This is a genomic window from Arthrobacter cryoconiti, from assembly GCF_020905375.1.
GTDB lineage: Bacteria > Actinomycetota > Actinomycetes > Actinomycetales > Micrococcaceae > Specibacter > Specibacter cryoconiti.
The window spans coordinates 45,755-70,970 of the sequence record NZ_JAJJBU010000019.1; the positions used below are offsets into that span (position 1 = coordinate 45,755).

General features: G+C 59.8%; 24 protein-coding genes and 1 pseudogene. 16 read left to right on the forward strand and 9 right to left on the reverse strand.

Annotated features, from left to right (window positions below; genetic code table 11):
- Positions 1-27: 27 nt before the first annotated feature.
- Together LOH53_RS10235 and LOH53_RS10240 are read left to right on the forward strand one after the other, a co-directional pair.
- Positions 28-1,809: a dynamin family protein gene (locus LOH53_RS10235; protein ID WP_376991390.1), complete on the forward strand. Its 1,782-nt coding sequence runs from the start codon at positions 28-30 to the stop codon at positions 1,807-1,809.
- Positions 1,806-3,419: a GTPase gene (locus LOH53_RS10240; RefSeq protein ID WP_230067638.1), complete on the forward strand. Its 1,614-nt coding sequence runs from the start codon at positions 1,806-1,808 to the stop codon at positions 3,417-3,419. The genes LOH53_RS10235 and LOH53_RS10240 overlap by 4 nt, the downstream gene beginning before the upstream one ends.
- Positions 3,420-3,471: 52 nt before the next feature.
- On the opposite strand, the gene LOH53_RS10245 is transcribed toward LOH53_RS10240, so the two are convergent.
- From LOH53_RS10245 to LOH53_RS10270, 6 genes are all read right to left on the reverse strand, one after another.
- Complete coding sequence (locus LOH53_RS10245; RefSeq protein ID WP_230067639.1) at positions 3,472-4,062, reverse strand: hypothetical protein; 591 nt, start codon at positions 4,060-4,062, stop codon at positions 3,472-3,474.
- 43 nt (positions 4,063-4,105) lie between these two features.
- A complete protein-coding gene (locus tag LOH53_RS10250) occupies positions 4,106-4,510 on the reverse strand; it encodes a cupredoxin domain-containing protein (protein WP_230067640.1) in 405 nt (134 codons plus the stop codon).
- Between the two features lie 51 nt (positions 4,511-4,561).
- A complete protein-coding gene (locus LOH53_RS10255) occupies positions 4,562-5,272 on the reverse strand; it encodes a sortase domain-containing protein (protein WP_230067641.1) in 711 nt (236 codons plus the stop codon).
- 17 nt (positions 5,273-5,289) lie between these two features.
- Positions 5,290-6,081, reverse strand: coding sequence for a hypothetical protein (locus LOH53_RS10260; RefSeq protein ID WP_230067642.1), 792 nt, complete (start codon positions 6,079-6,081; stop codon positions 5,290-5,292).
- A 196-nt stretch (positions 6,082-6,277) separates the two neighbouring features.
- Entirely contained in the window at positions 6,278-6,817 is a 540-nt protein-coding gene (locus LOH53_RS10265; RefSeq protein WP_230067643.1) for a DUF1697 domain-containing protein, read from the reverse strand.
- Positions 6,818-6,856: 39 nt separating this feature from the next.
- Positions 6,857-7,576 carry an IclR family transcriptional regulator gene (locus tag LOH53_RS10270; RefSeq protein ID WP_230067644.1) on the reverse strand — a complete coding sequence of 240 codons (720 nt, stop codon included), beginning with the start codon at positions 7,574-7,576 and terminating at the stop codon, positions 6,857-6,859.
- Between the two features lie 152 nt (positions 7,577-7,728).
- Between LOH53_RS10270 and leuC the strand changes: the two genes are divergently transcribed.
- The 7 genes from leuC (at position 7,729) to LOH53_RS10305 (ending at position 14,882) form a co-directional block, all read left to right on the forward strand.
- On the forward strand, positions 7,729-9,237 hold the full coding sequence (gene leuC / locus LOH53_RS10275) for a 3-isopropylmalate dehydratase large subunit (RefSeq protein ID WP_326832766.1): 1,509 nt from the start codon (positions 7,729-7,731) through the stop codon (positions 9,235-9,237).
- 12 nt (positions 9,238-9,249) lie between these two features.
- Complete coding sequence (gene leuD, locus LOH53_RS10280; protein ID WP_230067645.1) at positions 9,250-9,849, forward strand: 3-isopropylmalate dehydratase small subunit; 600 nt, start codon at positions 9,250-9,252, stop codon at positions 9,847-9,849.
- Between the two features lie 120 nt (positions 9,850-9,969).
- A complete protein-coding gene (locus LOH53_RS10285; protein WP_230067646.1) occupies positions 9,970-10,326 on the forward strand; it encodes a hypothetical protein in 357 nt (118 codons plus the stop codon).
- A 209-nt stretch (positions 10,327-10,535) separates the two neighbouring features.
- On the forward strand, positions 10,536-11,873 hold the full coding sequence (murA, locus tag LOH53_RS10290; protein ID WP_230067647.1) for a UDP-N-acetylglucosamine 1-carboxyvinyltransferase: 1,338 nt from the start codon (positions 10,536-10,538) through the stop codon (positions 11,871-11,873).
- Between the two features lie 38 nt (positions 11,874-11,911).
- Positions 11,912-12,697 (forward strand): lysophospholipid acyltransferase family protein, encoded by a 786-nt coding sequence (locus LOH53_RS10295; RefSeq protein ID WP_230067648.1) that lies wholly within the window; start codon positions 11,912-11,914, stop codon positions 12,695-12,697.
- On the forward strand, positions 12,697-13,734 hold the full coding sequence (locus LOH53_RS10300) for an NAD(P)H-dependent glycerol-3-phosphate dehydrogenase (RefSeq protein ID WP_230067649.1): 1,038 nt from the start codon (positions 12,697-12,699) through the stop codon (positions 13,732-13,734). The genes LOH53_RS10295 and LOH53_RS10300 overlap by 1 nt, the downstream gene beginning before the upstream one ends.
- A gap of 2 nt (positions 13,735-13,736) precedes the next feature.
- Positions 13,737-14,882 (forward strand): D-alanine--D-alanine ligase family protein, encoded by a 1,146-nt coding sequence (locus tag LOH53_RS10305; RefSeq protein ID WP_230067650.1) that lies wholly within the window; start codon positions 13,737-13,739, stop codon positions 14,880-14,882.
- Between the two features lie 58 nt (positions 14,883-14,940).
- Here LOH53_RS10305 and LOH53_RS16830 read toward each other — a convergent pair whose 3' ends face one another.
- Entirely contained in the window at positions 14,941-15,063 is a 123-nt protein-coding gene (locus LOH53_RS16830) for a hypothetical protein (protein WP_268251091.1), read from the reverse strand.
- Between LOH53_RS16830 and LOH53_RS10310 the strand changes: the two genes are divergently transcribed.
- Positions 15,062-16,084 (forward strand): methyltransferase, encoded by a 1,023-nt coding sequence (locus LOH53_RS10310; RefSeq protein WP_230067651.1) that lies wholly within the window; start codon positions 15,062-15,064, stop codon positions 16,082-16,084. The two genes, LOH53_RS16830 and LOH53_RS10310, sit on opposite strands and share 2 nt — an antisense overlap.
- 20 nt (positions 16,085-16,104) lie before the next feature.
- On the opposite strand, the gene LOH53_RS10315 is transcribed toward LOH53_RS10310, so the two are convergent.
- Complete coding sequence (locus tag LOH53_RS10315) at positions 16,105-16,596, reverse strand: DUF3515 domain-containing protein (protein WP_230067652.1); 492 nt, start codon at positions 16,594-16,596, stop codon at positions 16,105-16,107.
- Positions 16,597-16,751: 155 nt separating this feature from the next.
- On the opposite strand from LOH53_RS10315, the gene LOH53_RS10320 reads away from it, so the two are divergent.
- Both LOH53_RS10320 and hutU read left to right on the forward strand, forming a co-directional pair.
- Positions 16,752-17,786: an LCP family protein gene (locus LOH53_RS10320; protein WP_230067653.1), complete on the forward strand. Its 1,035-nt coding sequence runs from the start codon at positions 16,752-16,754 to the stop codon at positions 17,784-17,786.
- 283 nt (positions 17,787-18,069) lie between these two features.
- A complete protein-coding gene (gene hutU, locus LOH53_RS10325; RefSeq protein WP_230067654.1) occupies positions 18,070-19,749 on the forward strand; it encodes a urocanate hydratase in 1,680 nt (559 codons plus the stop codon).
- A gap of 177 nt (positions 19,750-19,926) precedes the next feature.
- Here hutU and LOH53_RS10330 read toward each other — a convergent pair.
- Positions 19,927-20,094 (reverse strand): annotated as a pseudogene (locus LOH53_RS10330) (GNAT family N-acetyltransferase); the annotation flags it as partial.
- A 214-nt stretch (positions 20,095-20,308) separates the two neighbouring features.
- On the opposite strand from LOH53_RS10330, the gene LOH53_RS10335 reads away from it, so the two are divergent.
- The 4 genes from LOH53_RS10335 to rsmD are packed head-to-tail and all read left to right on the forward strand — an operon-like array spanning position 20,309 to position 25,215.
- Positions 20,309-21,325: a thiamine-phosphate kinase gene (locus tag LOH53_RS10335; protein ID WP_230067655.1), complete on the forward strand. Its 1,017-nt coding sequence runs from the start codon at positions 20,309-20,311 to the stop codon at positions 21,323-21,325.
- 40 nt (positions 21,326-21,365) lie between these two features.
- Positions 21,366-22,304: a DAK2 domain-containing protein gene (locus LOH53_RS10340; RefSeq protein WP_230067656.1), complete on the forward strand. Its 939-nt coding sequence runs from the start codon at positions 21,366-21,368 to the stop codon at positions 22,302-22,304.
- On the forward strand, positions 22,291-24,609 hold the full coding sequence (locus LOH53_RS10345; protein WP_230067657.1) for an ATP-dependent DNA helicase RecG: 2,319 nt from the start codon (positions 22,291-22,293) through the stop codon (positions 24,607-24,609). Before LOH53_RS10340 ends, LOH53_RS10345 begins: the two co-directional genes overlap by 14 nt.
- Before the next feature lie 3 nt (positions 24,610-24,612).
- Positions 24,613-25,215 carry a 16S rRNA (guanine(966)-N(2))-methyltransferase RsmD gene (gene rsmD / locus LOH53_RS10350; protein WP_326832768.1) on the forward strand — a complete coding sequence of 201 codons (603 nt, stop codon included), beginning with the start codon at positions 24,613-24,615 and terminating at the stop codon, positions 25,213-25,215.
- The last annotated feature ends 1 nt before the right edge of the window (position 25,216 follow it).

The window sequence follows — 25,216 nt, forward strand, 5'->3', positions numbered from 1 at the left end:
GACTGGCATGATGAAGCTGTGAACCCGATTGAATCGCCCAAAGCCGCGGACGACGGCGTCGCCTCCTTTGCGCAAGAAGAAGCCGTTGCGCTGCTGGAACTTGTCCGCGACACCTTGGATTCTCTTCAACTCCCACTTGAACTTCCCGGAGCCGGTGAAGCCCGGAAAATATCCCGCGCCGCCGTTGGCCAATTGGACGACTACATTTTGCCACGGCACCGCAGTTTGGATGCGCCGCTGCTAGCCGTTGTGGGTGGCTCCACAGGAGCTGGTAAATCAACACTGGTGAATGCCTTAGCGGGCCACCCTGTGACCCGAGCCGGGGCCATCCGCCCCACCACTCGCCAACCTATCCTCCTCCACAACCCCGTGGATGCACACTGGTTCACCTCTACGCGCGTGCTGCCCACCCTTGCTCGCGTTAGTGGCTCGCTGGAGGGAGGCAAGACGCCAGCTAACCGGGCCGGCGCCACGCCGGATGCCACAGCCATGGGCTCGCTAGTGTTGGTGTCTGATCCTGCCATTCCGCCCGGCGTCGCACTTCTGGATGCTCCGGACGTCGATTCCGTGGCAAAAGAGAATCGCGAGCTTGCCACAACGTTGCTGGCGGCGGCGGATCTTTGGCTATTTGTCACTACGGCTAATCGGTACGCCGATGCTCTCCCCTGGAATCTGCTGGTGGATGCAGCAGGCCGGGACATCCTCGTGGCTGTGGTTTTGGACCGAGTTCCGGCTGGTGCGCAAGAGGAAATTAGCGCTGACTTGCGTGCCATGCTCTCCAGAGAAGGCCTGTCCGACTCCAGACTATTTGTTGTCCAAGAGGCGAAACTTGACGAGCTTGGGATGCTGCCTGCCGCTAGCGTAGCGCCGATCGTTGACTGGCTGGCAGGGATTGCCGCAGATTCGGCAGGGCGCAGTGAGATTGCCCGGCGCACCCTCCGGGGGGCGGTACGGATTCTTTCCGCAAAGGTTGAGGTGGTGGCTCACGCAGCACGGGAGCAAGACGCTGCCCGCAGACAGCTCGCAGAGGATGTTAGAGCGTCATATGCGGCCGCGACGGTTCGCATCGGCAAAGCCACCAGCGACGGCACACTGCTGCGTGGCGAAGTGCTTTCCCGTTGGCAGGATTTTGTTGGAACCGGAGATCTCTTCAGGGCCGTGGAAAGTGGGATCGGGCGTGTCCGGGACAGAATCGGTGCCTTCTTCAAGGGAGTCCCACCGCCAGCAGTAAAAGTTGAAACAGCCATAGAAACGGGTTTGCTGGCGGTCATCGTGGACCAGGCTGCACGTGCGGCAGAAGACGCTGACCAACGCTGGCGTGCAAACCCGGCCGGCCGCGCTCTGCTCGGCGTCGACGACCTCGCGGGGGTCAGCCCGGAATTCCCGGAAGAAGTAGCCACGCAAATCCGCGCCTGGCAAGGCGATGTGCTGGCTCTGATACGGGGAGAAGGTGCAGCAAAACGTTCCCAAGCTCGCTGGCTGTCTTTCGGTGTCAACGGACTGGGTGTCATCTTGATGATTGTCGTCTTTTCACTGACCGGAGGGTTGACAGGCGCCGAGATCGGCATCGCGGGAGGTAGCGCGGTGGTGGGTCAAAAGTTGCTTGAAGCAGTGTTTGGCGAAGACGCTGTGCGGCGTTTGGTCAAAGAAGTCCGCCTCTCACTGCAAAAGCGTTGTGCAACCCTTTTGGAGCGGCAGCAGATAAGGTTCTTGGAACGAATTATGCTGCCGCCAGAAGGTGCACAATCGCTGGAGGACCGCCTGGACGCTCAGGCGCTGCGACTGTCAGCTTTGGGGGCTGGCGCATGAGTCGGCATCGGGATATTCGGGTTGAATCTGCGCTGACACTCCGAATGGAGGCACTGAACCGCGCTCGAGAACTTGGAGAGGGGCGCCTGGAGGACGCTGCGCTCCAAGAAGTTTACGATGTTCTTGCCCGGGCCGCTACGCGGCGTTCGTTGAGTGGCGAACACACTGTGGTGGGTTTTTTTGGGGCCACCGGTAGCGGGAAGTCCTCCCTTTTCAATGCTGTGACGGGTACTGATGTGGCACGGGTTGCCGTGCGACGGCCCACCACCAGCGAGCCACTTGCGTTGGTATGGGACCCTGTTGGAAGCTCCCCGCTTTTGGATTGGCTCCAGATTGCCGATCGCCGAGAGGGCCAGCCTGTACCCGGATTGACCAATGGTGGCGCCGGGTTGATACTTCTGGACCTGCCCGACTTTGATTCTGTGCAACGCTCCCACCGGGAAACCGTGGAGCGGCTAGCAGGCCAAGTAGACGTACTGGTATGGGTTGTGGACCCACAAAAGTATGCAGATGCCGCCATCCACAATGACTTCATTCGCCCATTTTGCGCCCATGAGAGCGTCACGCTGGTGGTGCTGAACCAGGTGGATAAGCTGGCGCCATCGGAAGTGCCAGCCGTGGTGGAATCATTGGCCCAGATTCTGGCGAGTGATGGGTTAGCCAAAGCGTCAGTACTAACGGTTTCGGCAGTGACTGGGGTAGGAGTGGATGATCTGCGGGGCCGGATCGCCGAAGTCGTCAAGGCCAAAGTGGCCCAATCAGCCCGGCTTGCGGCAGACGTAGCAGTCGCTGCAGGGCGGCTCTCCGAGGCAGCAGGCGTGGGTACTCCGGCAGGCGTTCACCAGCAGAACCGTCAAGCGATGACAGCTGGGTTGGCGCAGGCTACCCACATTGAAACCGTGGTTTCCGCAGTCCGTGCGTCCCACCGCCTGGACGCATCCCGCCATACCGGATGGCCGGTGACCCGGTGGATGTCACGGTTCCGGAAGGATCCGCTGCGTCGTCTGCGGCTCAAGCATGAGGCGGACGCGGGCCTCAAGCGGACCTCGTTGCCGCCCGCCGTTGCTGCGGAGTCTGCGCAGCTGGATTCGGCGGTTCGGGCTTTTGGTGATGCTGCCAGCGCTGGTTCTTCGGGTCCATGGCACGCGTCAATCCGGACAGCGGCCCGTTCGAATAGGGAGTCGCTACCGGACGCCCTGGATGTAGCCGTGGCGTCTTGCGATCTTAAAGCGAACGCCGGTCCTTGGTGGTGGCCGGTTTTTTCCATACTCCAATGGTTAGCCCTGTTGGTGGCGGTCGGCGGCCTAATCTGGCTGGGCGTCCTGACCATTTTGGGATATCTCCAACTTCCTGTCCCCGACGTGCCGAAGACGCAGGGCTGGCCGCTGCCCACACTGATGCTCGTGACGGGCGTCGTTCTGGGCATCTTTTTAGCTGTGACTGCCAAGTTCTTTGCCGCAGCCGGTGCCAGAGGCAGGGCAAAGATGGCGAGGCGAAGACTTTTGCACAGTATTGAGGCCGTCGGTGAATCTTTGGTGGTAGAGCCGACGAGGACAGAAGTTGCCCGGTGCCTGGACTTTCAGCAAGCTCTGGCCCTCGCCGGCCGTTGAGCCTGGTGTAGCATCCACGTGCAGTGACAGCCCGGACGCTGCACCAGGGTTCTTATCCGTGTGTCCAGCAGCCCAAGATTGTGGTGGCGATCTGGTACGCGAAGTCTGTGCGCGGGATCGCGTCGGGACCCACGACCTCTTTCATTTTAGTGGCGTCCACATGCAAGGACATCGAGTCTTTAGCGAAAACGACCTGACCTATAGGCGACTGGTATCCGGGGAGTCCCAGATTCGCAAGACCTACAATGGGGTTGGCACTGACTTTACTCGCCAGATCTTTGGCCCCCGCCTGTGCTTTCTTCAGACCCTCGAATACTTGGACGGAAAGCTGAAGATTACCTTCGGGCAACGTGTAGTTGCAGGAGAACACCGAGCCGTCCCAGCTTTGCGTGGTGGCGGGCTTGGATCCTAAACCGAGGATCTTTTGCACGTTGTCTTTTACTTCGTCAGAGCAGATCATGGCGGCCGCAGGCGGAACCTCTGCCGTCGATGTAGAGGACCCGGCGGAAGTGTTGACACCGGCTCCTTGACTTGCAGGAGCCGGAAGGGCTGCAGAGTCGGAGTTTGGGGTTCCGCCGGCGCATCCGCTCAGCAATAAGGCTGTTGCCGCCACGGCCGCCCATCGGGGGTATCGCGTGTTCATCTTCTTGCCTTTCTGAACTGTGTGAGGGGGTGGGCGTAGTGCATTAGCGCACTGTCAGCACTCCATGCATGCCGGCGTTTCCGTCACTATGATAGGAGTAGATGCCAGCTTTCATGGGTGCTGTGAATGTGACCACGGCACCGTGGGGCACAGAAACATTGAAGCTGCTGCCGTCGTCGGCCGTTACAGAATGAGTAGCAGTATCCATATTCATCACCGTGACTGTGGAGCCGGCCGACACTGGCACGGCATTGGTGTATTTACCGGATTCGATGTGAATCATGCTGGCCATGGCATCGCCCGATGCCGTCATAGCGGGCATGGGAACGCTCGACGCCGGCATCTGGGCGGGCTGGCTGGAATTGTCAGCACCTGCTACACCGCAACCGCCTAGGCCCAACATGGCCGCCAGCGCCACAACTGTGACGAAACTTCTTTGCTTGTTCATTGTCTGTCCCATCCAAAAGTTGTTTTTCGGCGGGCTGGAGCCCGTGTCAGGCTAAAGTGCGTGGCTAGAAATCAGATGGCCGAAGACGACGGTATTTTTCTTGAACTCACCGGAGGCGGGATCGTAACCATCACAGGTGATAAGCCGGATTTCAGCACGGTTGGTATTGCCGTAGATGTCAAGCGTAGGGAAGGTTGCTTTGAGGACTTCTGAGAGCTTGTCCACTTCAAATACGGCAACGGTGTTGTCGGCGCGTACGACCGAGAATTGCTGTCCCGGCTTCATCTCGTGCAAACGGTAAAAGATGCCAATGTTGGAGGATTCGGTATTGACATGACCCAAAATCACTGACGGTCCTAGCTGACCTGGGGTCGGTGAATACTTGTACCATCCGCCCGGATCACCCTGCTTGACCCCAGGTATTTCCATACTGCCATCCGCTGCTTGGCCCAGCGGGACCAATGAGATATTGATTCCGACGTCGGGTGCCTGCAAGCTGACAGGATCCGACGCTTCCAAAATAGGACCCGTGGTTGCTGGTTGGGCAGGTAGTACAGGTATAGGAGCGGCAGGGGATGTGGTGGGTGCCGCTGAGATACTGGGCGTTGCTACGGCTGACGATTGGACTGCCGCAGGAGCAGCGGCTGCATTCGACTGGTCTTGGGGGGCGCAGGCGGTGGTGCCGAACGCGATACTGGTAAGTAGGACGCCGGCCGCCGCGGATGCAGCAAGGCGCCCGCGGCGACTGGTGTTCTTATTCATGTGAAATCAGACCGCCGTTAGTTCTCTACGGTCTTCTTGCGGCGAAGAGCCACAAACGCACCGATTGCTAGGACAAGCGCACCGGATCCGGCCATCAGGCCAAGCTCAGGTGACGTGCTGGTGCTTGTCTGAGCAACTGCCTGAGTTACTCCTGTGTCAGGAGCTCCACCAGGAACAGCGCTCATCTGAGATGCAACCAAGGTCCCACACAGTGCGGGTGAGGTAGCAGCCAGCGGCAAGGAGGGTACCAAGTCGCTAGGTGCCTTTGCAGCTTCCGGTGAAAGTGTCGCCGGATCAAGACCGTGGACCACAACTACTGCGGTACCGGCCTTCAATGCCGTGATGGTGGCGGCGTTCATCGTGAAGGTGCGGTCGTACTTGTAAGCGGCACCCATGCCGCCTACTTTCAGATCCAATGCAGCTTTGTCGCTCGTGTCACCACTGGAAGAGAGTGTGGTGCCGATCTTTCCGTAGGCTGCTCCACCTTCGGTGGTGCTAATGACGCCATCTTTGTTGGCATCTGCGCCGGGGGCGGGGCAGGTGCCCATACCCTCGATGTGGATGTGCTGGACGTGGGGATATGCTGCATCATTGAAGGTTGCGGCAAGGCCACTGACGTTCTCGGTAACGTGTGCCTGATCCCCTGTCAGGGAGATCATGACGCTACCAGTCGCGCCGCTGCCATTGATGGCGCCCAAGTTGGCCTGGTAGGACGTGGTGCCACCATCGGCCATGGCCCCACCAGCGGAAAGTGAAACGGCGGCTAGTGCGAGCACTGGCGCAATCAGGAAAGCGGATTTCTTATTCATCAGAAAATTCTCCTCATCTATGTAACGTTCCCTTGTCGGGGCGTCGGATATGGTTCGGAGCGCTCATCGGTACGGATTGGTCAAAATGAAAATATCCTGAGTTTTTTCTGAAAAATGTTTGTGAAGGGCCATAAAAAGAGCAGATTCAGCGTGAAATTCGACACAGCGGAATTCGAGCGTGTGATGCACGGACTCTTTAGTTCGAGGCGTCCTGGGCCAAAGCATCCCGGACTTTCACCAATGTGCGTAGGTTGCGGGTGGTTGTCGTGCTCTTGTACTTGGCCTTGGCGCAGAGTTTGCTGAACGGGCTGTCCGTGGTGCCTCCGGCAGGTGCCAGCCATGCCAGTGCCTCGGGGCTCAACCGGCAAAGCTCCGTATCTTCTCTGCCTGCTTCCTCTAGGGCGTCAAGGGCCAGTGGATCACAGGAGAGCGTGAGGTAGCTATGGGTTTGTGGATCGTTCGCCGGATAGGGGCAGGCCATGATGATGTCGGCAAGCTGACGCGCCGTCAGGACCACTACCCACGCTTCATAGCCGAAGGTTCGCCGGAGGCATCCTTCCACAGTGGATTTAAGAGCGTCCGGGGCTGCATCTGAGACAGCAACGAAATTTCCGGATGCAAGCAGCGTTTTGACATCGGTGAGTCCCAGCGTTTCCAAGGCCGTGCGCAGCTCAGCCATCTTAAGGTTGACGCCGCCCACATTTACGCCACGAAGGAAAACTGCGTAACTGGTCATGGCACCACAGTACTGGGAGCGGGCCTCCGATGGCAGGACTCAGTCGCTCGTCTTACGCAGAGCGTCTGTGAGGATGCGCGAGGCGTTGCACACGATCTCCGCATGTAAGCGGCCAGGTTGACGGGTCAGGCGCTCGATCGGCCCGGAAATAGAGACGGCGGCGATCACTCGTCCCGAGGGGCCACGCACTGGAGCTGAAACGGAGGCTACTCCAGGCTCACGTTCGCCTAGGCTCTGGCCCCATCCGCGCCGTCGTACTCCAGCCAACACAGTGGGCGTAAAACGGGCACTTGCCAGCCCTTCGAGCAGACGTTCATGGTCTTCCCAAGCGAGCAACACCTGCGCGGCAGAGCCAGCCTTCATGGTCAATTGAGTGCCCACTGGAATGGTGTCGCGCAGACCGATGGGACGTTCTGCTGAGGCCACGCACACACGCGAATCGCCCTGACGGCGGAAGATTTGCGCACTTTCACCCGTGGAGTCTCGCAATTGAAGCAAGACGGGCCCGGCGGCGGCAATGAGCCTGTCCTCTCCCGCTGCGGAGGCGAGCTCAACCAGTCTGCTGCCCAGCACAAAGCGACCCTGCATGTCACGGCTGACGAGCCTGTGATGAACCAAGGCCAGGGCCAAACGGTGAACCGTGGGACGGGCCAGCGAGGTAGCTGCAACCAGTTGAGCCAAGGTGGTAGGGCCAGCCTCCAGTGCATCAAGCACTAGGGCCGCTTTATCAATAACGCCAACACCACTAGAATTGTCCATATAATGATTTTGACGTCTCATTATGTGAGATGCAAATCGACTAGCTAGCATCTAGGGTTCGCAGGCTGGGACAGTAGAAATATATTAACCACCGAGGGCCTCCTACAGCCGCCAAAGCGGCAGGGGCACTCATCTCTTGAAGGGAGCTGGCCGTGACCGGGGAAACCATATCCGACGCGCAAGGCCAAGCACAGGCACCCGCTGGTTCAGCGGCGTTCCCGCGTCGGGCGGCGAAGACGCTCGCCGAAAAAGTTTGGCGCGACCACGTGGTCAAGCAGGGTGCGGGCAGCGGTGAGGCTGCGGAGCCCGATTTGCTGTACATCGACCTCCACCTCATCCACGAAGTCACATCGCCGCAGGCATTTGAGGGACTACGTTTGGCTGGCAGGCCGCTGCGCCGCCCGGATCTGACCATCGCGACGGAGGATCACAACACTCCCACGCTGGCCATCGACAAGCCGATCGCGGATCTGACCAGCCGGACCCAGATTCAGACATTGCGCAACAATTGCAAGGAATTCGGCGTGCGTTTGCACTCTCTAGGAGATGCCGAACAGGGTATTGTCCACGTGGTCGGTCCCCAACTGGGGCTGACCCAACCGGGGATGACGGTGGTCTGCGGAGACTCACATACGTCCACGCATGGGGCCGTTGGTGCGTTGGCCTTCGGGATCGGCACGTCCGAGGTTGAGCACGTCATGGCGACCCAGACCCTTCCGTTGAAACCGTTCAAGACGATGGCCATCAACGTCGATGGCACGTTGCGCCCCGGCGTGAGTTCCAAGGACATCATCTTGGCAATCATCGCTAAAATCGGCACCGGTGGCGGACAAGGATATGTGCTCGAATACCGGGGCTCGGCTATCCGTGCCCTGTCCATGGACGCCCGCATGACCATCTGTAACATGTCCATCGAAGCGGGGGCGCGGGCCGGGATGATCGCCCCGGATGAGATCACTTTTGACTATCTAAAAGGCCGCCCGCATGCCCCTGTTGGGGATGACTGGGACGCTGCCGTGGATTATTGGCGGTCCCTGGCTACCGAGGACGACGCCGAGTTCGACGCCTCGGTGACCTTGGACGCTGACACACTTGAGCCTTTTGTGACTTGGGGTACCAATCCTGGCCAGGGTGTTTCCTTGAACGACGCCGTCCCCTCTCCGGAGTCATTCGGCGACGAGAACGCGAAGGCCGCCGCCGAACGAGCCCTGGCATATATGGACTTGGCAGCAGGCACACCCATGAAAGACATTCGCGTCGACACCGTGTTCCTGGGTTCTTGCACGAACTCCAGGATCGAGGATTTGCGGGCTGCCGCGGACGTCATCCGAGGCCGAGAAAAAGATCCGAATATTCGCATGTTGGTAGTGCCCGGATCCGCGAGGGTCCGCCTCGAGGCTGAAGCTGAGGGCCTAGATAAAGTCTTTTTGGCGTTTGGTGCTGAATGGCGTTTCGCTGGCTGCTCTATGTGCCTGGGCATGAACCCGGACCAGCTGGCCCCGGGAGAGCGCTGCGCGTCAACATCAAACCGCAACTTTGAGGGCCGTCAAGGTAAGGGCGGGCGGACTCATCTGGTCTCGCCAGTTGTAGCCGCCGCGACCGCTGTCCGCGGGACGCTGAGCTCACCGTCGGATCTAGAACCTGCCATTAGCGCAGCGTAAGGAGCTATCACCTTGGAAAAGTTCTCCTCTCACACCGGAATCGGTGTTCCGCTGCGCCAAAGCAACGTTGACACAGATCAGATCATTCCGGCTGTTTATCTCAAACGCATCACTCGCACGGGGTTCGAAGACGCACTCTTCTCCAGTTGGCGAAAGAATCCGGACTTCATCCTCAACCGCAAGCCATACGACGCCGGTTCCGTGCTGGTTGCCGGCGCTGACTTCGGCACCGGGTCCTCCCGGGAACACGCGGTCTGGGCCTTGAAGGATTACGGTTTCAAGGCTGTGCTTTCCTCCCGGTTTGCCGATATTTTCCGTGGCAACTCAGGCAAAGCGGGTCTGGTGGCCGCAGAGCTTGCCCAGGAGGACATTGAACTGATCTGGAAGGAACTAGAAAACGCTCCGGGCACGCAGGTGAGTGTGGATCTGCACAGCAAGATGGTCACCGCTGGCTCTGTTGTGGCACCATTCCAGATCGACGATTACACGCGCTGGCGCCTACTTGAGGGTCTTGATGACATCAGCCTGACGCTGCGGGACGAGCCAGCGATTACAGCGTTCGAAGCAACGCGACCGGCATGGAAGCCCACCACGTTGCCAGCGAAGAGCTAGCGCACTACTGGAAGGCCCGCCGGGCTAAAAGCCACAAAGACGGCCCACCGGGCTGACTGGCCGCCGGACTGGCCGCCGGGCGCTCCAGCCCAGCCCTGCGGCTAGTTGGTGCGTTAATGAATGGGCGGGTCCGGTGGCATAAACGGATCTGGCGGATACGATTCCGGGCCTCCGGGTGCTGATGGGTTAGGTGGCTGGAGTGGCTCCGGGGGAAAGGGTGCCGGCCCCGAAGGTTCTGGAGCTTCTGGCCCCGGCTCGGAGGGATCCGGGTGCCGCGGCGGCGCAGGCTCGGACGGCACCGAAAAACCGGGTTCCGGCGAGTTAGGCCAAGGCATGGTGGGGCTGGGACTATTTGGTGCTTGTCCGGGAATTGTGGGTTCGTCGATGTTCACGACTCTTACCTCTCTTCTCCTTAGTGATGGACTGAGCGGTCGTGATACCCGCTCACCTCTGACACTAGTGAGGGTACTGGTTTAGGACAAGGACTCCCGCGGGAAAATCGGCAGGGCCTTGGCACAGGCTTCATCTGGGACAACTGGAGCTGTTGGGCCAAGGCGCGCTCGCCATTTGTGATACTTCCCGAATCCAAAACCGTGTCATTTCGGCATCGTGAGGCGAGAAACTATGCTTGACTCCAGACTCCGCCCGGATGGGGAGCATGCGGTGCGATTAAGGATTAGGTGAAGATGAGCAGGATTCTGACGGTCAGAGGAGGAGTTCCGCTCAAGGGGCGGGTTACGGTACGTGGTGCCAAAAACTTGGTGCCCAAGGCTATGGTGGCTGCTTTATTGGGCAACGCTCCTTCTACTTTGCGCAATGTTCCGGAACTAAAAGACGTCGACGTTGTGACCTCGCTGCTGCAAATTCACGGCGTGACAGTCCAAAAAGACCCGGTTACCGGGGATCTGACACTTGATCCGTCCAACGCCAAGACGGCTTCCAGTTCGGAAATCAACACCCACGCCGGGGATTCCCGCATCCCCATCCTGCTCTGCGGGCCCTTGATTCACTCGATCGGCCACGCCTTCATCCCAGATCTTGGTGGGTGCAAGATTGGCGACCGGCCCATTGACTACCACCTGGAAGTCTTGCGCAAGTTCGGCGCCGTGGTCGAGAAAACGGGTGGCGGCATCCTGATCTCCGCACCGACCGGGCTGAAGGGCACCAAGATCAGCCTTCCCTACCCCAGCGTTGGTGCAACGGAGCAGGTTCTGCTTTCAGCCACAAGGGCTGAGGGCATTACAGAGCTCAGCGGGGCGGCGACGGAACCTGAAATCATGGACTTGATTGCTGTCTTGCAAAAGATGGGAGCGATCATCTCCGTCCAAACTGACCGCACCATCAGGATCGAAGGCGTAAAAGAACTCTCCGGCTATGTGCACACGGCGCTCCCGGACCGCAACGAGGCCGCATCTTGGGCGTCAGCTGCGTTGGTCACAGGGGGTGACATCTACGTGGAGGGCGCTATCCAGCGCGACATGATGACGTTCGTCAATACCTTCCGCAAGATCGGCGGCGGGATGGATATTCACGACGATGGCATCCGTTTTTACCACCCCGGCGGGGATTTGTTGCCCTTGGTCTTGGAAACGGACGTCCATCCCGGGTTTATGACCGATTGGCAGCAGCCGCTCGTCGTGGCCTTGACCCAGGCCCAGGGCGTTTCCATCGTGCATGAGACCGTCTATGAAAATCGCTTTGGCTTCACGCAGGCACTCGTTAGGATGGGAGCCAATATTCAACTCCACCGCGAATGCTTGGGCAGTATTCCGTGCCGTTTTGGCCAACGGAACTTCATACATTCCGCCGTCATTTCTGGTTCTACACCGCTGACGGGGACCACCATTGATATTCCGGATCTACGGGGTGGATTTAGCCACATGATCGCAGCACTGGCCGCTAGTGGCACCTCCACTGTGACGGGGATTGACATCATCAGCCGTGGGTACGAAAGGTTCACCGACAAGCTCTCTGACCTGGGCGCGAATTTTGACGTCCATGACACCGACCGGGCATCGGTGTAGGGGTGAGCCCGGCTAAGCGCCCGTTCAAGCCACGGGGAATGTCTTGGAAGACTCGACTATTTTTCTCCTTCGTGGCCGACGTCGCCCGGCCTGTGATGAATGTGCTGATCGGCAAGCAATGGCAGGGGCTGGAAAAATTACCCACAGGTGAAGGCTTCATCGTGGTCCCTAATCATTTTTCGGAGATTGACCCCATCGTGGTGGGCCACATGCTCTATAACCAGAATGTGATGCCGCATTTCTTGGCCAAAGATGGTCTCTTTAGCACTCCCTTCCTTGGATTCTTGCTTCGTGGCGCGCATCAGATCCGTGTTGAGCGAAGCGGTGCTGCGGCGGGGACATCCCTTGAAGCTGCCCAGAGAGTCCTTGACGCTAACGATGCCGTGGTCATCTACCCGGAAGGGACGCTGACACGGGACCCTGACTTGTGGCCCATGAAAGGGCGCACAGGTGCAGCCCGGCTGGCACTGGCAACCGGTGCGAAGGTAATTCCGGTAGCCCACTGGGGTGCTCAGGAAGTGTTCCCCCGCTATGGGAAAGGTTTCAAAATTTTCCCGCGGAAACGGGCCCACGTGGTGGTCGGGGATCCAGTGGACTTGAGTGCCTTCATGGGTAAAACAGGGGATAAAGCCACGCTGGAAGCCATGACCGAAGTCATTATGAAAGACATCACTGCGTTGTTGGAGCCACTGCGAGGGGAGAAAGCTCCCACCGAGCGCTGGGATCCGGCTGCTCACCAGCAATCGAGCCATGGCCGCTTTGTTGAACGAGGAACGAAAAAGCCCAAGAACGCAGCGGACACGTCGGAAGCAGGAGAGAGCTAGTGAGTTATGTAGATGGCTTGGTGCCGGCAAAGATTGCAGTGCTGGGGGCCGGCAGCTGGGGAACCACGTTTGCCAAGATTCTCGGTGATGCCGCCCAAGGAACTGAGCGCAAGATAATTTTGTGGGGCCGCAGGGCGGAAGTGGTGGAGCAAATCAATGATCACCACCGCAACCCACGCTATCTCTCCAGCACTGAACTGCCCCTTAACATCACAGCCTCCACGGACATTTCTGCTGTGCTCAAGGACGCAGAGCTGGTGATTGTGGCGGTCCCTGCACAGACCCTGCGTGAGCAACTGCGCGGATGGGCGCCACACCTGGCCAAGGACGCCGTCGTCGTGAGTTTGATGAAGGGGCTGGAACTGCACACCGACCAGCGGATGTCCCAAGTGATCATGGAAGAGCTTGGCTTGACGCCGAACCGGGTGGTAGTTGTCTCAGGGCCCAATCTGGCGATGGAGATTGCCCGTCAAGAACCCACGGCATCTGTGGTGGCTTGCGCTGATGAAGAGACGGCAGGGTGGGTGGCTGCGGTCTGCACGCCGCCTTACTTCCGCCCATACACCAACGCAGACGTGGTGGGCGTGGAAATCGGTGGGATCCTCAAGAACGTCATTGCCCTCTGCGTTGGTATTTGCGAGGGGCGCAAGATGGGGGACAACACCAAGGCGTCGGTCATCACGCGCGGTTTGGCGGAGACCACACGTTTGGCCTTGGCCTTAGGTGGCAAGGCAGAAACCCTGTCTGGGTTGGCCGGGCTGGGCGATCTTGTGGCGACGTGTTCCTCATCCCTGAGCCGTAACCATACTGCCGGGCGCATGCTGGGGGAGGGGCTCACCCTGGATGAGGTCAACAACCGGATGACGCAAACCGCTGAAGGTATTAAATCCGCGCGGGCCGTGAAGGACTTGGGCGCCAAAGTCGGTGTCGAGATGCCGCTTACGAACGCAGTAGTGGCAGTTCTGGAAGGTAAACTGAGCGTCGATGACCTAGGGCCGCTACTGCTGGCCCGTGAATTGAAATCCGAAGGCGATTAGACGTGAGCACTGATTCCCCTAGCGCAGGTGCCCCCGTGCCCGGGCGCATCAAAGTTGCTGTCCTTTTCGGCGGCCGGTCCAGTGAGCATGCCGTCAGCTGTGTCACTGCTGCAGGCGTGCTGGGTGCCATAGACAAGGACAAGTACGACGTCGTCGCGATCGGTATCGCTAAGAACGGCCAGTGGGTTTTGGCTGGCACTGAGATCGCAGACTGGTCTTTGACCTCGGGAGCCATGCCTGAAGTTTCGCCCGCAGGAAGATCAGTGTCCCTGTCCCACCTGGGTGGCGGCCACCAGCTGGTGATCAGCGAATCGAGCCGTGTTCCGGAAGAGCTGGGTGGCGTAGATGTGGTTTTTCCGCTGCTGCATGGGCCATGGGGTGAAGACGGAACCATTCAGGGGCTTCTGGAGCTTTCTGACACCCGCTACGTAGGTGCCGGTGTTGCTGCGTCCGCCATTGGGATGGACAAGCACTTCATGAAGGTCGTTTTTGAGGCCGCTGGGCTGGCAGTGGGACCGTACGTTGCTGTGAGCGACCGGGCATGGAGTGTGGACCCGGAGAGCGTGCGGGCAAAAGTAGCAGCACTGGGCTTCCCCGTATTCGTCAAGCCAGCGCGGGGAGGATCATCCATGGGGATTTCGAAAGTGGATGGCCCCGATGGCTTGGACTCTGCTATTGCAGAAGCCCGAAAGTACGATCTGAAACTGGTCATCGAGGCCGGAATTACCGGGCGCGAAATTGAGGTGGCAGTCCTGGAAGGACGGGGTAGTGACAGGCCCCGCGTCTCGCTACCTGGGGAAATCTCAGTGGTGGATGGGACTCACCAGTTCTACGATTTCGACGCCAAATACGTCCAGGGTACCGCAGTCAACCTCAGCTGCCCCGCGGAGATGCCTGCGGTTGATATCTCCCGCGTGCGTGACCTGGCCGCCGTGGCATTTGATGCGGTGGGAGCGGAGGGTCTCTCCCGGGTGGACTTTTTCTATACGCCTTCCGGCGAGCTCATCATCAACGAGATCAACACCATGCCAGGCTTCACGCCGTCGTCGATGTACCCGCAGATGTGGGCCGCATCAGGCCTTCCTTACCCACAGCTGATCGATGAACTCCTGCAGTTGGCACTCAGCCGCAAGATTGGCCTGCGGTAGAAACGCCGCTCGCTTCCCCTCTCACCCCCCCGCACTCTCACCCCGCACTGCCAGGAGCTCACATAATCACCGATCCAGCCCCGGATTCTTCGCCCACTATCACGTGGATGAACCTCGGCGTGCCTGCGGAGGCGGCGTGGATCAGCGCCAGCGGGACCAAGCCGGCTAAGAACGTGGTCATGGCGGACGATTCCCTCACCGCTGATGATGCCTACCGTCTGGCGGTCCAAGGGACAGCAATTATGTTCACTGGCGATTACCACAATGCTCGCCAGCTGCTCTCCGCGATGGCTCGGCGAATCCCTGGGGGTAAGAAGCACGACGGCGAAGAGGTCGCCATGGCCTTCTACCGTCACCGGCAGGGCAGATCCCAGCGTGCCAGAATTTTAGGATCGCTGCTAGTGCCCCTTCAGCCCGGACCCGCCGTTGCGTTGCGCCGTGCGCCCGCAGCGCAAGATGCGCTGCTAGCAGCCTTTGGGGATGTCGCAGGGCCCAGCGCCGTCTCACTTCAAGATGTCCTCGGTGCCATCGGCGCCCATGAGTGGCACAAAAATGGTGTGCGTGTTCAGGCTTTGGATGCTGTGATTTATCCGCACTACGGCACGTTTGCGCCGATCCGTAATGAATACCTGGACTTGGTGGCACAGGCACCGTTGCCGTCCACTGTGCTAGCCGTTGACGTTGGCACTGGAACCGGAGTGCTGGCAGCCATTCTTGCCCGACGCGGTGTGAAGAAAGTTATTGCCACGGATACCGAACCTCGGGCCATTGCGTGCGCCGCGGAAAATATGGCACGACTGGGACTCGATGGACAAGTCCACGTGTTATTTGGCGACATGTTTGCCGGTATCAAGGCGCCGCTGATCGTGTGCAATCCGCCGTGGCTGCCCGGTGCCGCCAATACGCTGCTTGATCACGCTGTCTACGACCCAAAAAGCCGCATGCTCAAGGCGTTCCTTGCTGGCCTTGGGAAACACCTTGAACCCGGGGGAGAAGGCTGGCTCGTCATCTCCGACCTCGCCGAGCATCTGGGATTGCGCTCACGCGAGGAATTATTGGGCTGGATTGATGCTGGGGGTCTGCAGGTAGTGGACAGGATGGAAACGCCAGCCAGGCATCCGCGGTCCATGGATCACAAGGACCCCTTCTTTAGCGCCCGAACACTTGAGATCACGTCCTTGTGGAGACTGCGTACGCGTTGAGAACTACTCTGGGGGTCTGCTTAGCCGGTAGCTGGCAGGTTTTCCACATCGGAGGGGCCCACGCAGCCGCGTAGGCGCGGGAGCTTATTGGCGGCGCTGGAAAGCTGGGCCAAAACCGTGCTGGAATTGACTTTCTTCGGGTCCAAAAGAATTTCAGTGGCTGGCTCGCGGCCGTAAGTGGTGAGCGTCCAAGTGGGATCGCCTTCCTTGATCACCCAATCCACGCCGTTTACACCAACGCAAATATCCGTGGTGGGAGTGGGCGGGGTCACCCCGCATCGCAGGACAACCGTTGCGGGGTCTCCCCAAGCGGCCGTGGCCTGGCTGGAGGTGGTGCGCCGTCCGGCGTCGGCCAGTGCATCGGGAAGTGCCACCATCATCGGCGCGCACGCGGGATTGTTGGAATCTTTGGCCGAAGCCACCTCAACTGTTGAGGCGCAGCCACTCACGGCAAGGACAGTGACGAGCAAAAACGGTAGGGCAGACAGTCGGGTCAAAGAGTTCGCACGCATGCTTCAAGCCTATCCGCTCAGATCTGCCCAGGTGGACAGGGTGTGCCTCGCTAGCTGCCACACCGGGTAGTCAGGCAGGTCACGGCAGCACAACGATGCAGAAAATAGCTAAGACTCTGAGGTAGAAACCAAGGTCAAGGTGAGAAGATGACGCCATGAGTGAAGAGAAAGTCGGGCCAGCGCTCAACCAGCGGCGCAGCAAGACTCGCCGGGTCATCGTGTTGGGCGTGCTCGCCGTGTTCGTGATTGCTGCTGTCGTCAGCGCGATGTTCGTCTACAACTTGGCTCATAGTTTTGACACAAAGACCCAAAAGATTAGCCAAGCCTTTCCCAATGATGCGTCCAGACCGCTCAAACCCACGGACGGTCCGGCGTCCGACGCGGTCAATATTTTGATGCTGGGCAGCGATAGCAGAGGCGATTCCCTGACCTTGGCCAAGCAGGGGCTGCCGTCGAACCAACGCTCGGACACCATGATCTGGATCCATATCCCGGCAGACCGAAAAAATATTTTCATGATGTCGATCATGCGTGACACCTGGGTGAACATCCCCGGATTCGGCGAAGCAAAGATCAACGCAGCGATGGCGTACGGCGGGGTCCCGTTGGTGGTGGAAACCTTAGAAGGGCTGTTCAAGTCCCGAATAGATCACGTGGCCATCGTTGATTTTGAAGGCTTCAAAGCGATCACCGACGCTTTAGGCGGTGTCACGGTTGATGTGCCGTTGCCGTTCACTTCCTATCAAAGTGGAGTAAAATTCGCGCAGGGCCCGCAAAAGCTCAATGGGGACCGGGCCCTGGACTTTGTCCGGGAGCGGTATGCGTTTAGCGACGGTGACTACCAGCGGGTGAAGGATCAGCAAATTTTCCTCAAGGCCGTTCTGAATACTGTCCTTACACCGGCAAACTTAGCGAACCCTGCTGCCCTGACAAACTTAGTCACCGAATTTTCGCCGTTCGTCAGTGTTGACCAGGGGCTGGACTCGGTCACGGCTGGGCAGTTAGCTTTGAGCCTGCGTAATATTCGTGGTCCTGACGTGCTTTCCTTCACGCTGCCCACACTGGGGACCGGTACCAGCGCAGACGGGCAATCGATCGTCGTGCGCGATGACGCCGCCATTGCCGCTATCGGTTCGGCGCTGTCCACGGACTCGCTCAAGGCCTACCTGAATACTGCCGGGCTGGGGTAAAAGCCCAGGCTGTAAGAAGATCATTCGTGCCGAGAATGGAGCCTGATCAGGAGCGCGGTCTTGTTGATGTTTTGTATGCGTGCGGCTCTCCAAAGAGACGCTTTCATTCCAGCTGGTAGGGGTCTAACGACCACCACTAGCTTCTGTCCTGCTGTCTTAGATCACAGACACCTCGCGTTGGGAAGCCCTAGAATCTGCGCTTCCCACAAGGTTTGATTGGGGTTAGGACATAATTGCCGCGCCGTCGGCCTTCGGCTTTGAAACAACAGTTTAAGGAAACATCATGGCAACCATGCATGACCCCTCCCGTAGTATCCGTGCAGCCCGTGGCACGGAACTCTCCGCGAAATCCTGGCAGACCGAAGCTCCGCTGCGCATGCTCATGAACAATTTGGACCCGGAAGTTGCTGAGCGTCCCGAGGACTTGGTGGTGTACGGCGGCACAGGACGCGCTGCGCGCTCTTGGGAAGCATATGACGCCATTGTGGCCACGCTGAAGACGCTCGAAGATGACGAAACTCTGCTGGTGCAATCGGGCAAGCCCGTGGGTGTATTCCGCACCAACAAGTGGGCCCCGCGAGTGCTGCTGGCCAATTCCAATTTGGTGGGGGACTGGGCCACCTGGCCTGAATTCCGCAAACTCGAGGCCGAGGGATTGATGATGTATGGGCAAATGACCGCGGGGTCATGGATCTACATCGGCACCCAGGGCATCCTGCAGGGAACCTTTGAGACCTTTGCTGCCATCGCTGAAAAGCGCTTCGGCGGGACGCTGGCCGGAACACTCACCCTGACGGCTGGCTGCGGGGGCATGGGCGGTGCCCAGCCTCTAGCTGTCACCTTGAACGGCGGTGCATGCCTGATTGTGGATGTCAGTGCAGAGCGCCTGGAACGCCGCGTCGGAAAGCGCTACCTGGATGAGCTGGCCCCTTCCTTGGATGCAGCCCTTGAGCGCGTTCTAGCGGCTAAAACTTCGAAGAAGCCTCTTTCCGTCGGTGTTGTTGGCAATGCAGCAGAGCTGTTCCCGGCGATTCTGGCCCGCCACCAAGCCGGCGAGTTCACCGTGGACATCGTCACTGACCAGACCAGCGCGCACGATCCCCTCTCCTACCTCCCCACCGAATACACGCTGGAAGAGTGGGCCCCCGAATCCGAATCAGATCCGGAAGGGTTCACCAAGAAGTCCCAAAACGCAATGGCACGCCACGTGCAAGCGATGGTCGAATTTCAGGACGCTGGCGCCGAGGTCTTTGACTACGGCAACTCCATCCGGGATGAGGCTCGCAAGGGTGGTTATAACCGGGCCTTTGATTTCCCCGGCTTCGTCCCGGCCTACATCCGCCCGCTCTTCTGCGAAGGGATGGGGCCGTTCCGCTGGGTTGCCCTCTCCGGGGACCCTGAGGATATTCGTGTGACGGATGAAGCTTTGAAGGAGCTCTTTCCCAAGGACGCGCATCTGCACCGCTGGCTTAACGCAGCAGCGGAGCACGTTGAATTTGAGGGCCTGCCAGCGCGCATCTGCTGGCTAGGCTATGGGGATCGGGCAAAGGCCGGTGTCATGTTCAACCAGCTTGTAGCGGACGGGAAGGTCTCCGCGCCCATCGTGATTGGCCGCGACCACCTGGACTCCGGTTCCGTAGCGTCCCCGTACCGGGAAACTGAGGCCATGAAGGACGGCTCCGACGCAATTGCTGACTGGCCCCTGCTCAACGCCATGCTAAACACGGCCTCCGGTGCCACCTGGGTCTCCATTCACCACGGCGGTGGTGTGGGAATCGGCCGATCCATCCACGCAGGCCAGGTTTCCGTGGCCGATGGCACGCCCTTGGCCGCAGAGAAGCTTGAACGGCTGCTGACCAATGATCCCGGCACCGGCGTCATCCGCCACGCCGACGCCGGTTACGAGCGTGCCATCGAGGTGGCAGCCGAGCGCGGTGTCCGGATACCTATGAATGAGCAGTGACCGCTTCAGCTGATGCGTCACAGCACGGAAGTCGCCTCCAAGGCGGAGCCGGCTGTGTGCTGTGACGTGTTCTTGTCCCCTGCGGCGCAGAACCCAGCGCGAGTTTGACGCGTCTTGGCTACTGGCGCAAGACTCGGCGTGAGTTTGACGCCTGCCGCGAGTGGACGGCGTCGTACTCTAGCGTCGCCAGAAATAGGGGACGGCGGAGGAGACTTTCACCAGGCCGGAACGTTCCAGAATGGGGCGGGAAAACTCGGAAGAATCACTGTGGACCAGCGTTTTCCCCTGTGCCAGGGCCGATCGGGCTCTGGCGGCGGTCAGTGCCCGGAAGATGCCGCGGCCGCGCGCCATGGATCGCGCGTGAGCGACGCGACGGGCCAAATGAGGGCACGGCCGACGGCGAGTAGGCAGTTCTCGCCGACGCCGACGGCGACGCCGACGGTGGAAGCCGCAGCCGCAACCGCAGTGGCGTGTGGTGGCCCCGATCTTGCGCCGTGTACCCGCCTGCGTCATCTGAGGAGGGTTAAGGAATGTCAGTCCCAACCATTACGGTTAAAGAATGACGTTGACAGTTGACCAGCTTTCCGAATCAGGGCTTCTAGCGCGCATCTTCCCGCGCCTGAACGCTGGCTCATCCACGCTGCTGGGACCTGGCGACGACTGTGCCATCATCGCCGCCCCGGACGGACGCACCGTCATCTCCATCGACACTCAGGTCCAGGACAAGGACTTCCGTCTGATCTGGCCCAACGGGTACGCCACAACGGGCTTTGACGTGGGATGGAAGGCCGCCGCGCAAAACCTTTCCGACATCAATGCCATGGGTGCATACGGCACGGCCATGGTAGTCAGCCTCACTTTGCCGGGGACCACGCCGGTGTGCTGGGTCGAGGCGTTGGCTGACGGCTTGAGCGCGGCGATCGTCGCGTTGGGAGCCCAAGAGTGTTCAGTAGCGGGGGGAGATCTCTCCGGCGGATCCGAACTGGTGGTCACCGTGGCTGTCACCGGATCTCTCCAAGGCCGCGAACCCGTCCTGCGTAGCGGGGCGCAGCCGGGGGATCAACTAGCTGTCTGCGGCAACTTGGGGGTGGCCGCAGCTGGATGGGCCCTGCAGGAAAGCCTCTTAGCACCTGAAAAGTACTCCCCTTCCCTCCAAGAAGCTGCGGACCTCTTCAACCGGCCAAGGCCGCCATTGGAAGCTGGACCCGCCGCTGCAAATGCTGGAGCAACCTCCATGATGGATATTTCTGATGGTCTGCTCCGCGATTCCGGTCGGTTGGCCGCGGCCAGCGGCACCCGCCTGGACCTGGACGGCGTCGTACTGCAAAAGTATGCGCAAAAACTGACTGAATGTGCCCAAGCTTTGGCGGCCGACCCGCTGAAATGGGTACTCACAGGAGGGGAAGACCACGGGCTCTTGTCCACATTCCCACCCTCTGCTGCACTGCCTGCCGGGTTCATTAGGATAGGCTCGGTACTGTCCGAGGACGCCAATCAACCGGCGGTGACCTTGGGCGGACGGAACTTTCGAAGCGCCGTAGATGGCGCTGTGGGATGGGATCATTTTGCAGTCTAAGATAACCGCCACTGCACCCGTCATTCGCCGATGGCTGGCTATGGCCGAACAAACACTGGCCAACCACAGCGACAGGCTCAACGCCATCAACATCTACCCGGTGGCAGATGCTGACACCGGAACCAACCTTTACCTGACGGTGCGCTCAGCCTCGCAGGCGCTGCTCCACTTGCCGCCCGCAGACGTTGGAACCACTCTGGCGTCCGCAGGGCGGGCAGCCATGGAGTCCGCGCGGGGCAACTCCGGCACCCTGTTTTCGGTCTTCCTCGCTGCCATGGCCGAGCCCCTTGCCGGCCAACCGCGCTTCAACGGTCCGCTGCTGGCAGCCGCCCTGCACCGTGCTCAACTACGCTCTTGGACTGCGCTGAGCGAGCCGATGCCGGGCACCATTCTTTCGGTCTTGGAGGCAGCTGCCCGCGGCGCTGCCGAGGTGGAATCAACTCTGGGCGGTGACGATTCCAACCATGCGCTTGCCCTCACCCTCGATGGAGCAGTGGCCGCTGCGCGGACTGCCGTGGTCCTTACTGAGTCGCAGCTCGGCGTTCTCACCGAGGCAAAAGTGGTGGACGCTGGTGGAGTGGGGCTGCTGCTGATTTTGGACTGCCTGCGCTCGGTGGTTCTGGGAGAGCCTCTTCAAGAAGACCTCCTCGACGGGCTGTCCGGCTATAAAGTCCAAGACCCCAACATCGCCTTGACCATGCCCGAACAAGCCGGTGTGGAAGTCATGTGTACCGTCAACTTGTCACCGCTCGCCGCAGCAGGGTTGCGTATGCAGCTGGATGAGCTTGGCGATTCAGTCATCATGAGCGCCGTGTCCGAAGAGGCGGACGACGCCGGATCCTACCCTTGGCGGGTCCATGTCCATGTGCCGTCCCCGGCCATCGCGCTGGATGCCATTCAGGCCGTGGGTGATCCAAACAATGTCAGCATCTCGGCTTTGAGCCCCAACGCCACCGAAGATGCCCATGACCTCCTCTGACGGTTTTATGGAATACGACGGCGGACTCCACGCCAGCGATCCCGGCGGAGTCCCGGCCAGCGATCCCGGCGGAGTGCCGGAGCAGCTGCAACCCCCACAGACCAAGGCAGCTGCCGATCTGGCCCTTGAGCTCTCCCGATTAGTAGGCGCGGCCTCCGCGACGTCCGTGCAGAAAAACCTGGACATCACCACGGTGGGAGAAATGCTCCACCAGTTTCCGCGGCGCTACCTGGCCCGTGGGGAACTGACACAGTTGGACGAGCTTCCGTTAGAGGAAGAAGTCACTATTTTGGCCCGGGTGGTGGGCTTATCCACGCGGTATATGCAAAAGCGCAAGGGCACTATCAGCGACGTGGTCATTACTGACAACACCGGAAGGCCTTCTCCACTAAAAATTAGTTTCTTCAACGGCTATAAAGCAAAGAAGGAACTTACCCCCGGCGTCTTGGCCTTGTTTTCCGGTCGCGTGAGTCTGTACGGGCGCAGCAAGTCACTGACCAACCCCGATTACGTTCTCCTCCCGGATGACTCCCTAGCGGAACACGAAGCAGAACTCCAGGCGGTCATGCCGGTGCCGGTTTATCCAGCCACGGCGAAGTTTCCGAGCTGGAAGACGGAGAACGTCATCAAAGCGTTGTTGCCAGCATTGGATTTGCGGAAAATTGCGGACCCAGTCCCAGCCCAGTACGCGGCCCGTGAGAAGCTCATGCCGCTGTGGGAGGCCTACGAACAAATTCATGTGCCCGCCTCAATGGAGGATTGGCCGCGGGCGCAAAAGCGCTTCCGCTATCAAGAAGCCTTGGCGTTGCAGACAGCGTTGGCCCAAAAGCGTAGCGGCACCAAGGCGCAGCAGGCCATTGGACGCGCCCCTACCACCGGCGCTTTGCTGGAAGCCTTTGACGCCAAGCTGCCTTACACGCTCACCTCCGGACAGCAGGAAATAGGAGAGCTACTGTCCAAGGAAATCTCCGCAGAGCACCCCATGCAGCGACTGTTGCAAGGAGAAGTGGGCTCTGGCAAGACGGTGGTTGCGTTGCGTGCCATGCTGCAAGTGGTCGACGCCGGAGGTCAAGCCGCGTTTTTGGCTCCCACCGAGGTACTTGCCGCCCAGCACTTGCACTCCATCTCGGCACTTCTTGGTGTGCTCGGGGAAGGGCGTCTGCTCGGCGGGCCACAAGCCACGAACATCACTCTGCTCACCGGCTCCATGCCCGCCGTGGCTCGCCGGAAGGCGCTCCTGGCTGCGGCGTCCGGCGAAGCCGGAATCGTGATCGGCACCCATGCGTTGCTCTCCGAAAACGTGCAATTTGCTGACTTGGGGTTGATCGTGGTGGATGAACAGCACCGCTTTGGTGTGGAACAACGCGATGCCCTGCGCGCCAAAGCGGTGAAGCCGCCACACCTGCTGGTCATGACCGCCACGCCCATTCCCCGCACAGTGGCGATGACCGTCTTTGGTGATCTTGAAGTCTCCGAACTGACGCAACTGCCCGCTGGCCGGGCACCCATCATCACCCACGTGGCTCCGCTGGCCGAGCACCCGATGTGGGAATCACGCGTCTGGGCCCGGTCCCGCGAAGAGATCGATGCCGGGCACCAAGTGTACGTAGTGTGCCCCAAAATCGGTGACGGCGCCGATGACGGCGCCGAGCTTCTTGAAAGTGGCGATCTTCTTGAGAGCGGAGACCGGCCCCGGGCGGGCGTGCTGGAAGTGGTGGAGTATCTACGGTCTCTGCCAGCGCTGTCTGGTAAACGGATTGAAGTGTTGCACGGGCGCCTGGATTCGGTCGATAAACAAGGAACCATGGCAGAATTTGCTGCCGGTGCCATTGACGTTCTTGTCGCGACAACAGTCATTGAGGTCGGCGTTGACGTGCACAATGCCACGCTCATGATCATCCTGGACGCGGACCGCTTCGGGATGTCCCAACTGCATCAGCTTCGAGGACGTGTGGGCCGTGGTGGACACGCGGGGACCTGCCTGCTCGTGACTAGTTTGGAGCGGGGACATCCAAGCCGGAAGCGACTTGAAGCTGTTGCCGAGACCAATGACGGATTCTTGTTGGCGCGCGAGGATCTAAACCTCCGTCGTGAAGGCGATATCCTCGGTGCCAAACAGTCCGGAGGAAGATCCGGGCTGCGCATGTTGAGTGTTCTGCGGGATGAGAAACTCATTGAGCGGGCGCGAGCGGACGCTGTGGAAATAGTGTCCGGGGACCCCACCTTGAAAGAGCACCCAGCCCTAAAACTTGAAATTGATACGTTTGTGACAGAAAAGAATGAGGCCTTCCTTGAACGTGGTTAGAAAATTCCCCCACACAGCGGTGCTGCTGTGAGCCGGATAGTGGCCGGGATAGCGGGGGGAACAGTACTGGTTTCCGTTGCCGGTGATGGGACCCGCCCCACCACGGACAGAGTCAAAGAGGCATTGTTTTCGCGCTTGGAATCCATGAATATGCTCGATGATGTGCGTGTGCTTGATCTCTATGCAGGATCCGGGTCATTGGGCGTGGAGAGTGCTAGCCGAGGGGCCAAATCAGTGCAGCTGGTGGAGTCTGATGAGAAGGCCGCAGCAGTCTGCCAGCGCAACGCTGAGCTCATCAACAAAGTGCTTGGCTCCAAGAAAGTCACGGTTCAGCGCTCCCGCGTGGAGACCTTTCTTATGCGCGTGGCGGAGGCTGGGGTAGAAGAGTGGGACCTGGTATTCATGGACCCGCCGTACCCATTGGGCGAAGCCGAGCTCAGCGCCGTACTGGATCTACTGGGTCCACGGCTGAGCTCTTATGCCATCGTGGTGGTGGAGCGTTCGGCCCGCACACCAGAGCCTAGCTGGCCGGCGTCGTTGGAATTGTTGGCTGAACGCAAATATGGTGAAACCCGGCTCTGGTTTGCAGAGCCGAGTGCCGTCTAGG

Excerpts from the sequence above, each read along its gene's own strand:
- LOH53_RS16830 (WP_268251091.1), bottom strand. The coding sequence starts at position 15,063 with ATGACCACGTTCTTAGCCGGCTTGGTCCCGCTGGCGCTGATCCACGCC.
- LOH53_RS10295 (WP_230067648.1), top strand. The coding sequence starts at position 11,912 with ATGTCTTGGAAGACTCGACTATTTTTCTCCTTCGTGGCCGACGTCGCC.
- hutU (WP_230067654.1), top strand. The coding sequence starts at position 18,070 with ATGGCAACCATGCATGACCCCTCCCGTAGTATCCGTGCAGCCCGTGGC.
- LOH53_RS10340 (WP_230067656.1), top strand. The coding sequence starts at position 21,366 with ATGGCCGAACAAACACTGGCCAACCACAGCGACAGGCTCAACGCCATC.
- LOH53_RS10320 (WP_230067653.1), top strand. The coding sequence starts at position 16,752 with ATGAGTGAAGAGAAAGTCGGGCCAGCGCTCAACCAGCGGCGCAGCAAG.
- LOH53_RS10240 (WP_230067638.1), top strand. The coding sequence starts at position 1,806 with ATGAGTCGGCATCGGGATATTCGGGTTGAATCTGCGCTGACACTCCGA.
- murA (WP_230067647.1), top strand. The coding sequence starts at position 10,536 with ATGAGCAGGATTCTGACGGTCAGAGGAGGAGTTCCGCTCAAGGGGCGG.
- LOH53_RS10255 (WP_230067641.1), bottom strand. The coding sequence starts at position 5,272 with ATGAATAAGAACACCAGTCGCCGCGGGCGCCTTGCTGCATCCGCGGCG.
- LOH53_RS10335 (WP_230067655.1), top strand. The coding sequence starts at position 20,309 with ATGACGTTGACAGTTGACCAGCTTTCCGAATCAGGGCTTCTAGCGCGC.
- LOH53_RS10285 (WP_230067646.1), top strand. The coding sequence starts at position 9,970 with ATGGGCGGGTCCGGTGGCATAAACGGATCTGGCGGATACGATTCCGGG.
- LOH53_RS10260 (WP_230067642.1), bottom strand. The coding sequence starts at position 6,081 with ATGAATAAGAAATCCGCTTTCCTGATTGCGCCAGTGCTCGCACTAGCC.
- LOH53_RS10250 (WP_230067640.1), bottom strand. The coding sequence starts at position 4,510 with ATGAACAAGCAAAGAAGTTTCGTCACAGTTGTGGCGCTGGCGGCCATG.
- LOH53_RS10270 (WP_230067644.1), bottom strand. The coding sequence starts at position 7,576 with ATGGACAATTCTAGTGGTGTTGGCGTTATTGATAAAGCGGCCCTAGTG.
- LOH53_RS10310 (WP_230067651.1), top strand. The coding sequence starts at position 15,062 with ATGGCGGACGATTCCCTCACCGCTGATGATGCCTACCGTCTGGCGGTC.
- LOH53_RS10315 (WP_230067652.1), bottom strand. The coding sequence starts at position 16,596 with ATGCGTGCGAACTCTTTGACCCGACTGTCTGCCCTACCGTTTTTGCTC.
- LOH53_RS10345 (WP_230067657.1), top strand. The coding sequence starts at position 22,291 with ATGACCTCCTCTGACGGTTTTATGGAATACGACGGCGGACTCCACGCC.
- LOH53_RS10245 (WP_230067639.1), bottom strand. The coding sequence starts at position 4,062 with ATGAACACGCGATACCCCCGATGGGCGGCCGTGGCGGCAACAGCCTTA.
- LOH53_RS10265 (WP_230067643.1), bottom strand. The coding sequence starts at position 6,817 with ATGACCAGTTACGCAGTTTTCCTTCGTGGCGTAAATGTGGGCGGCGTC.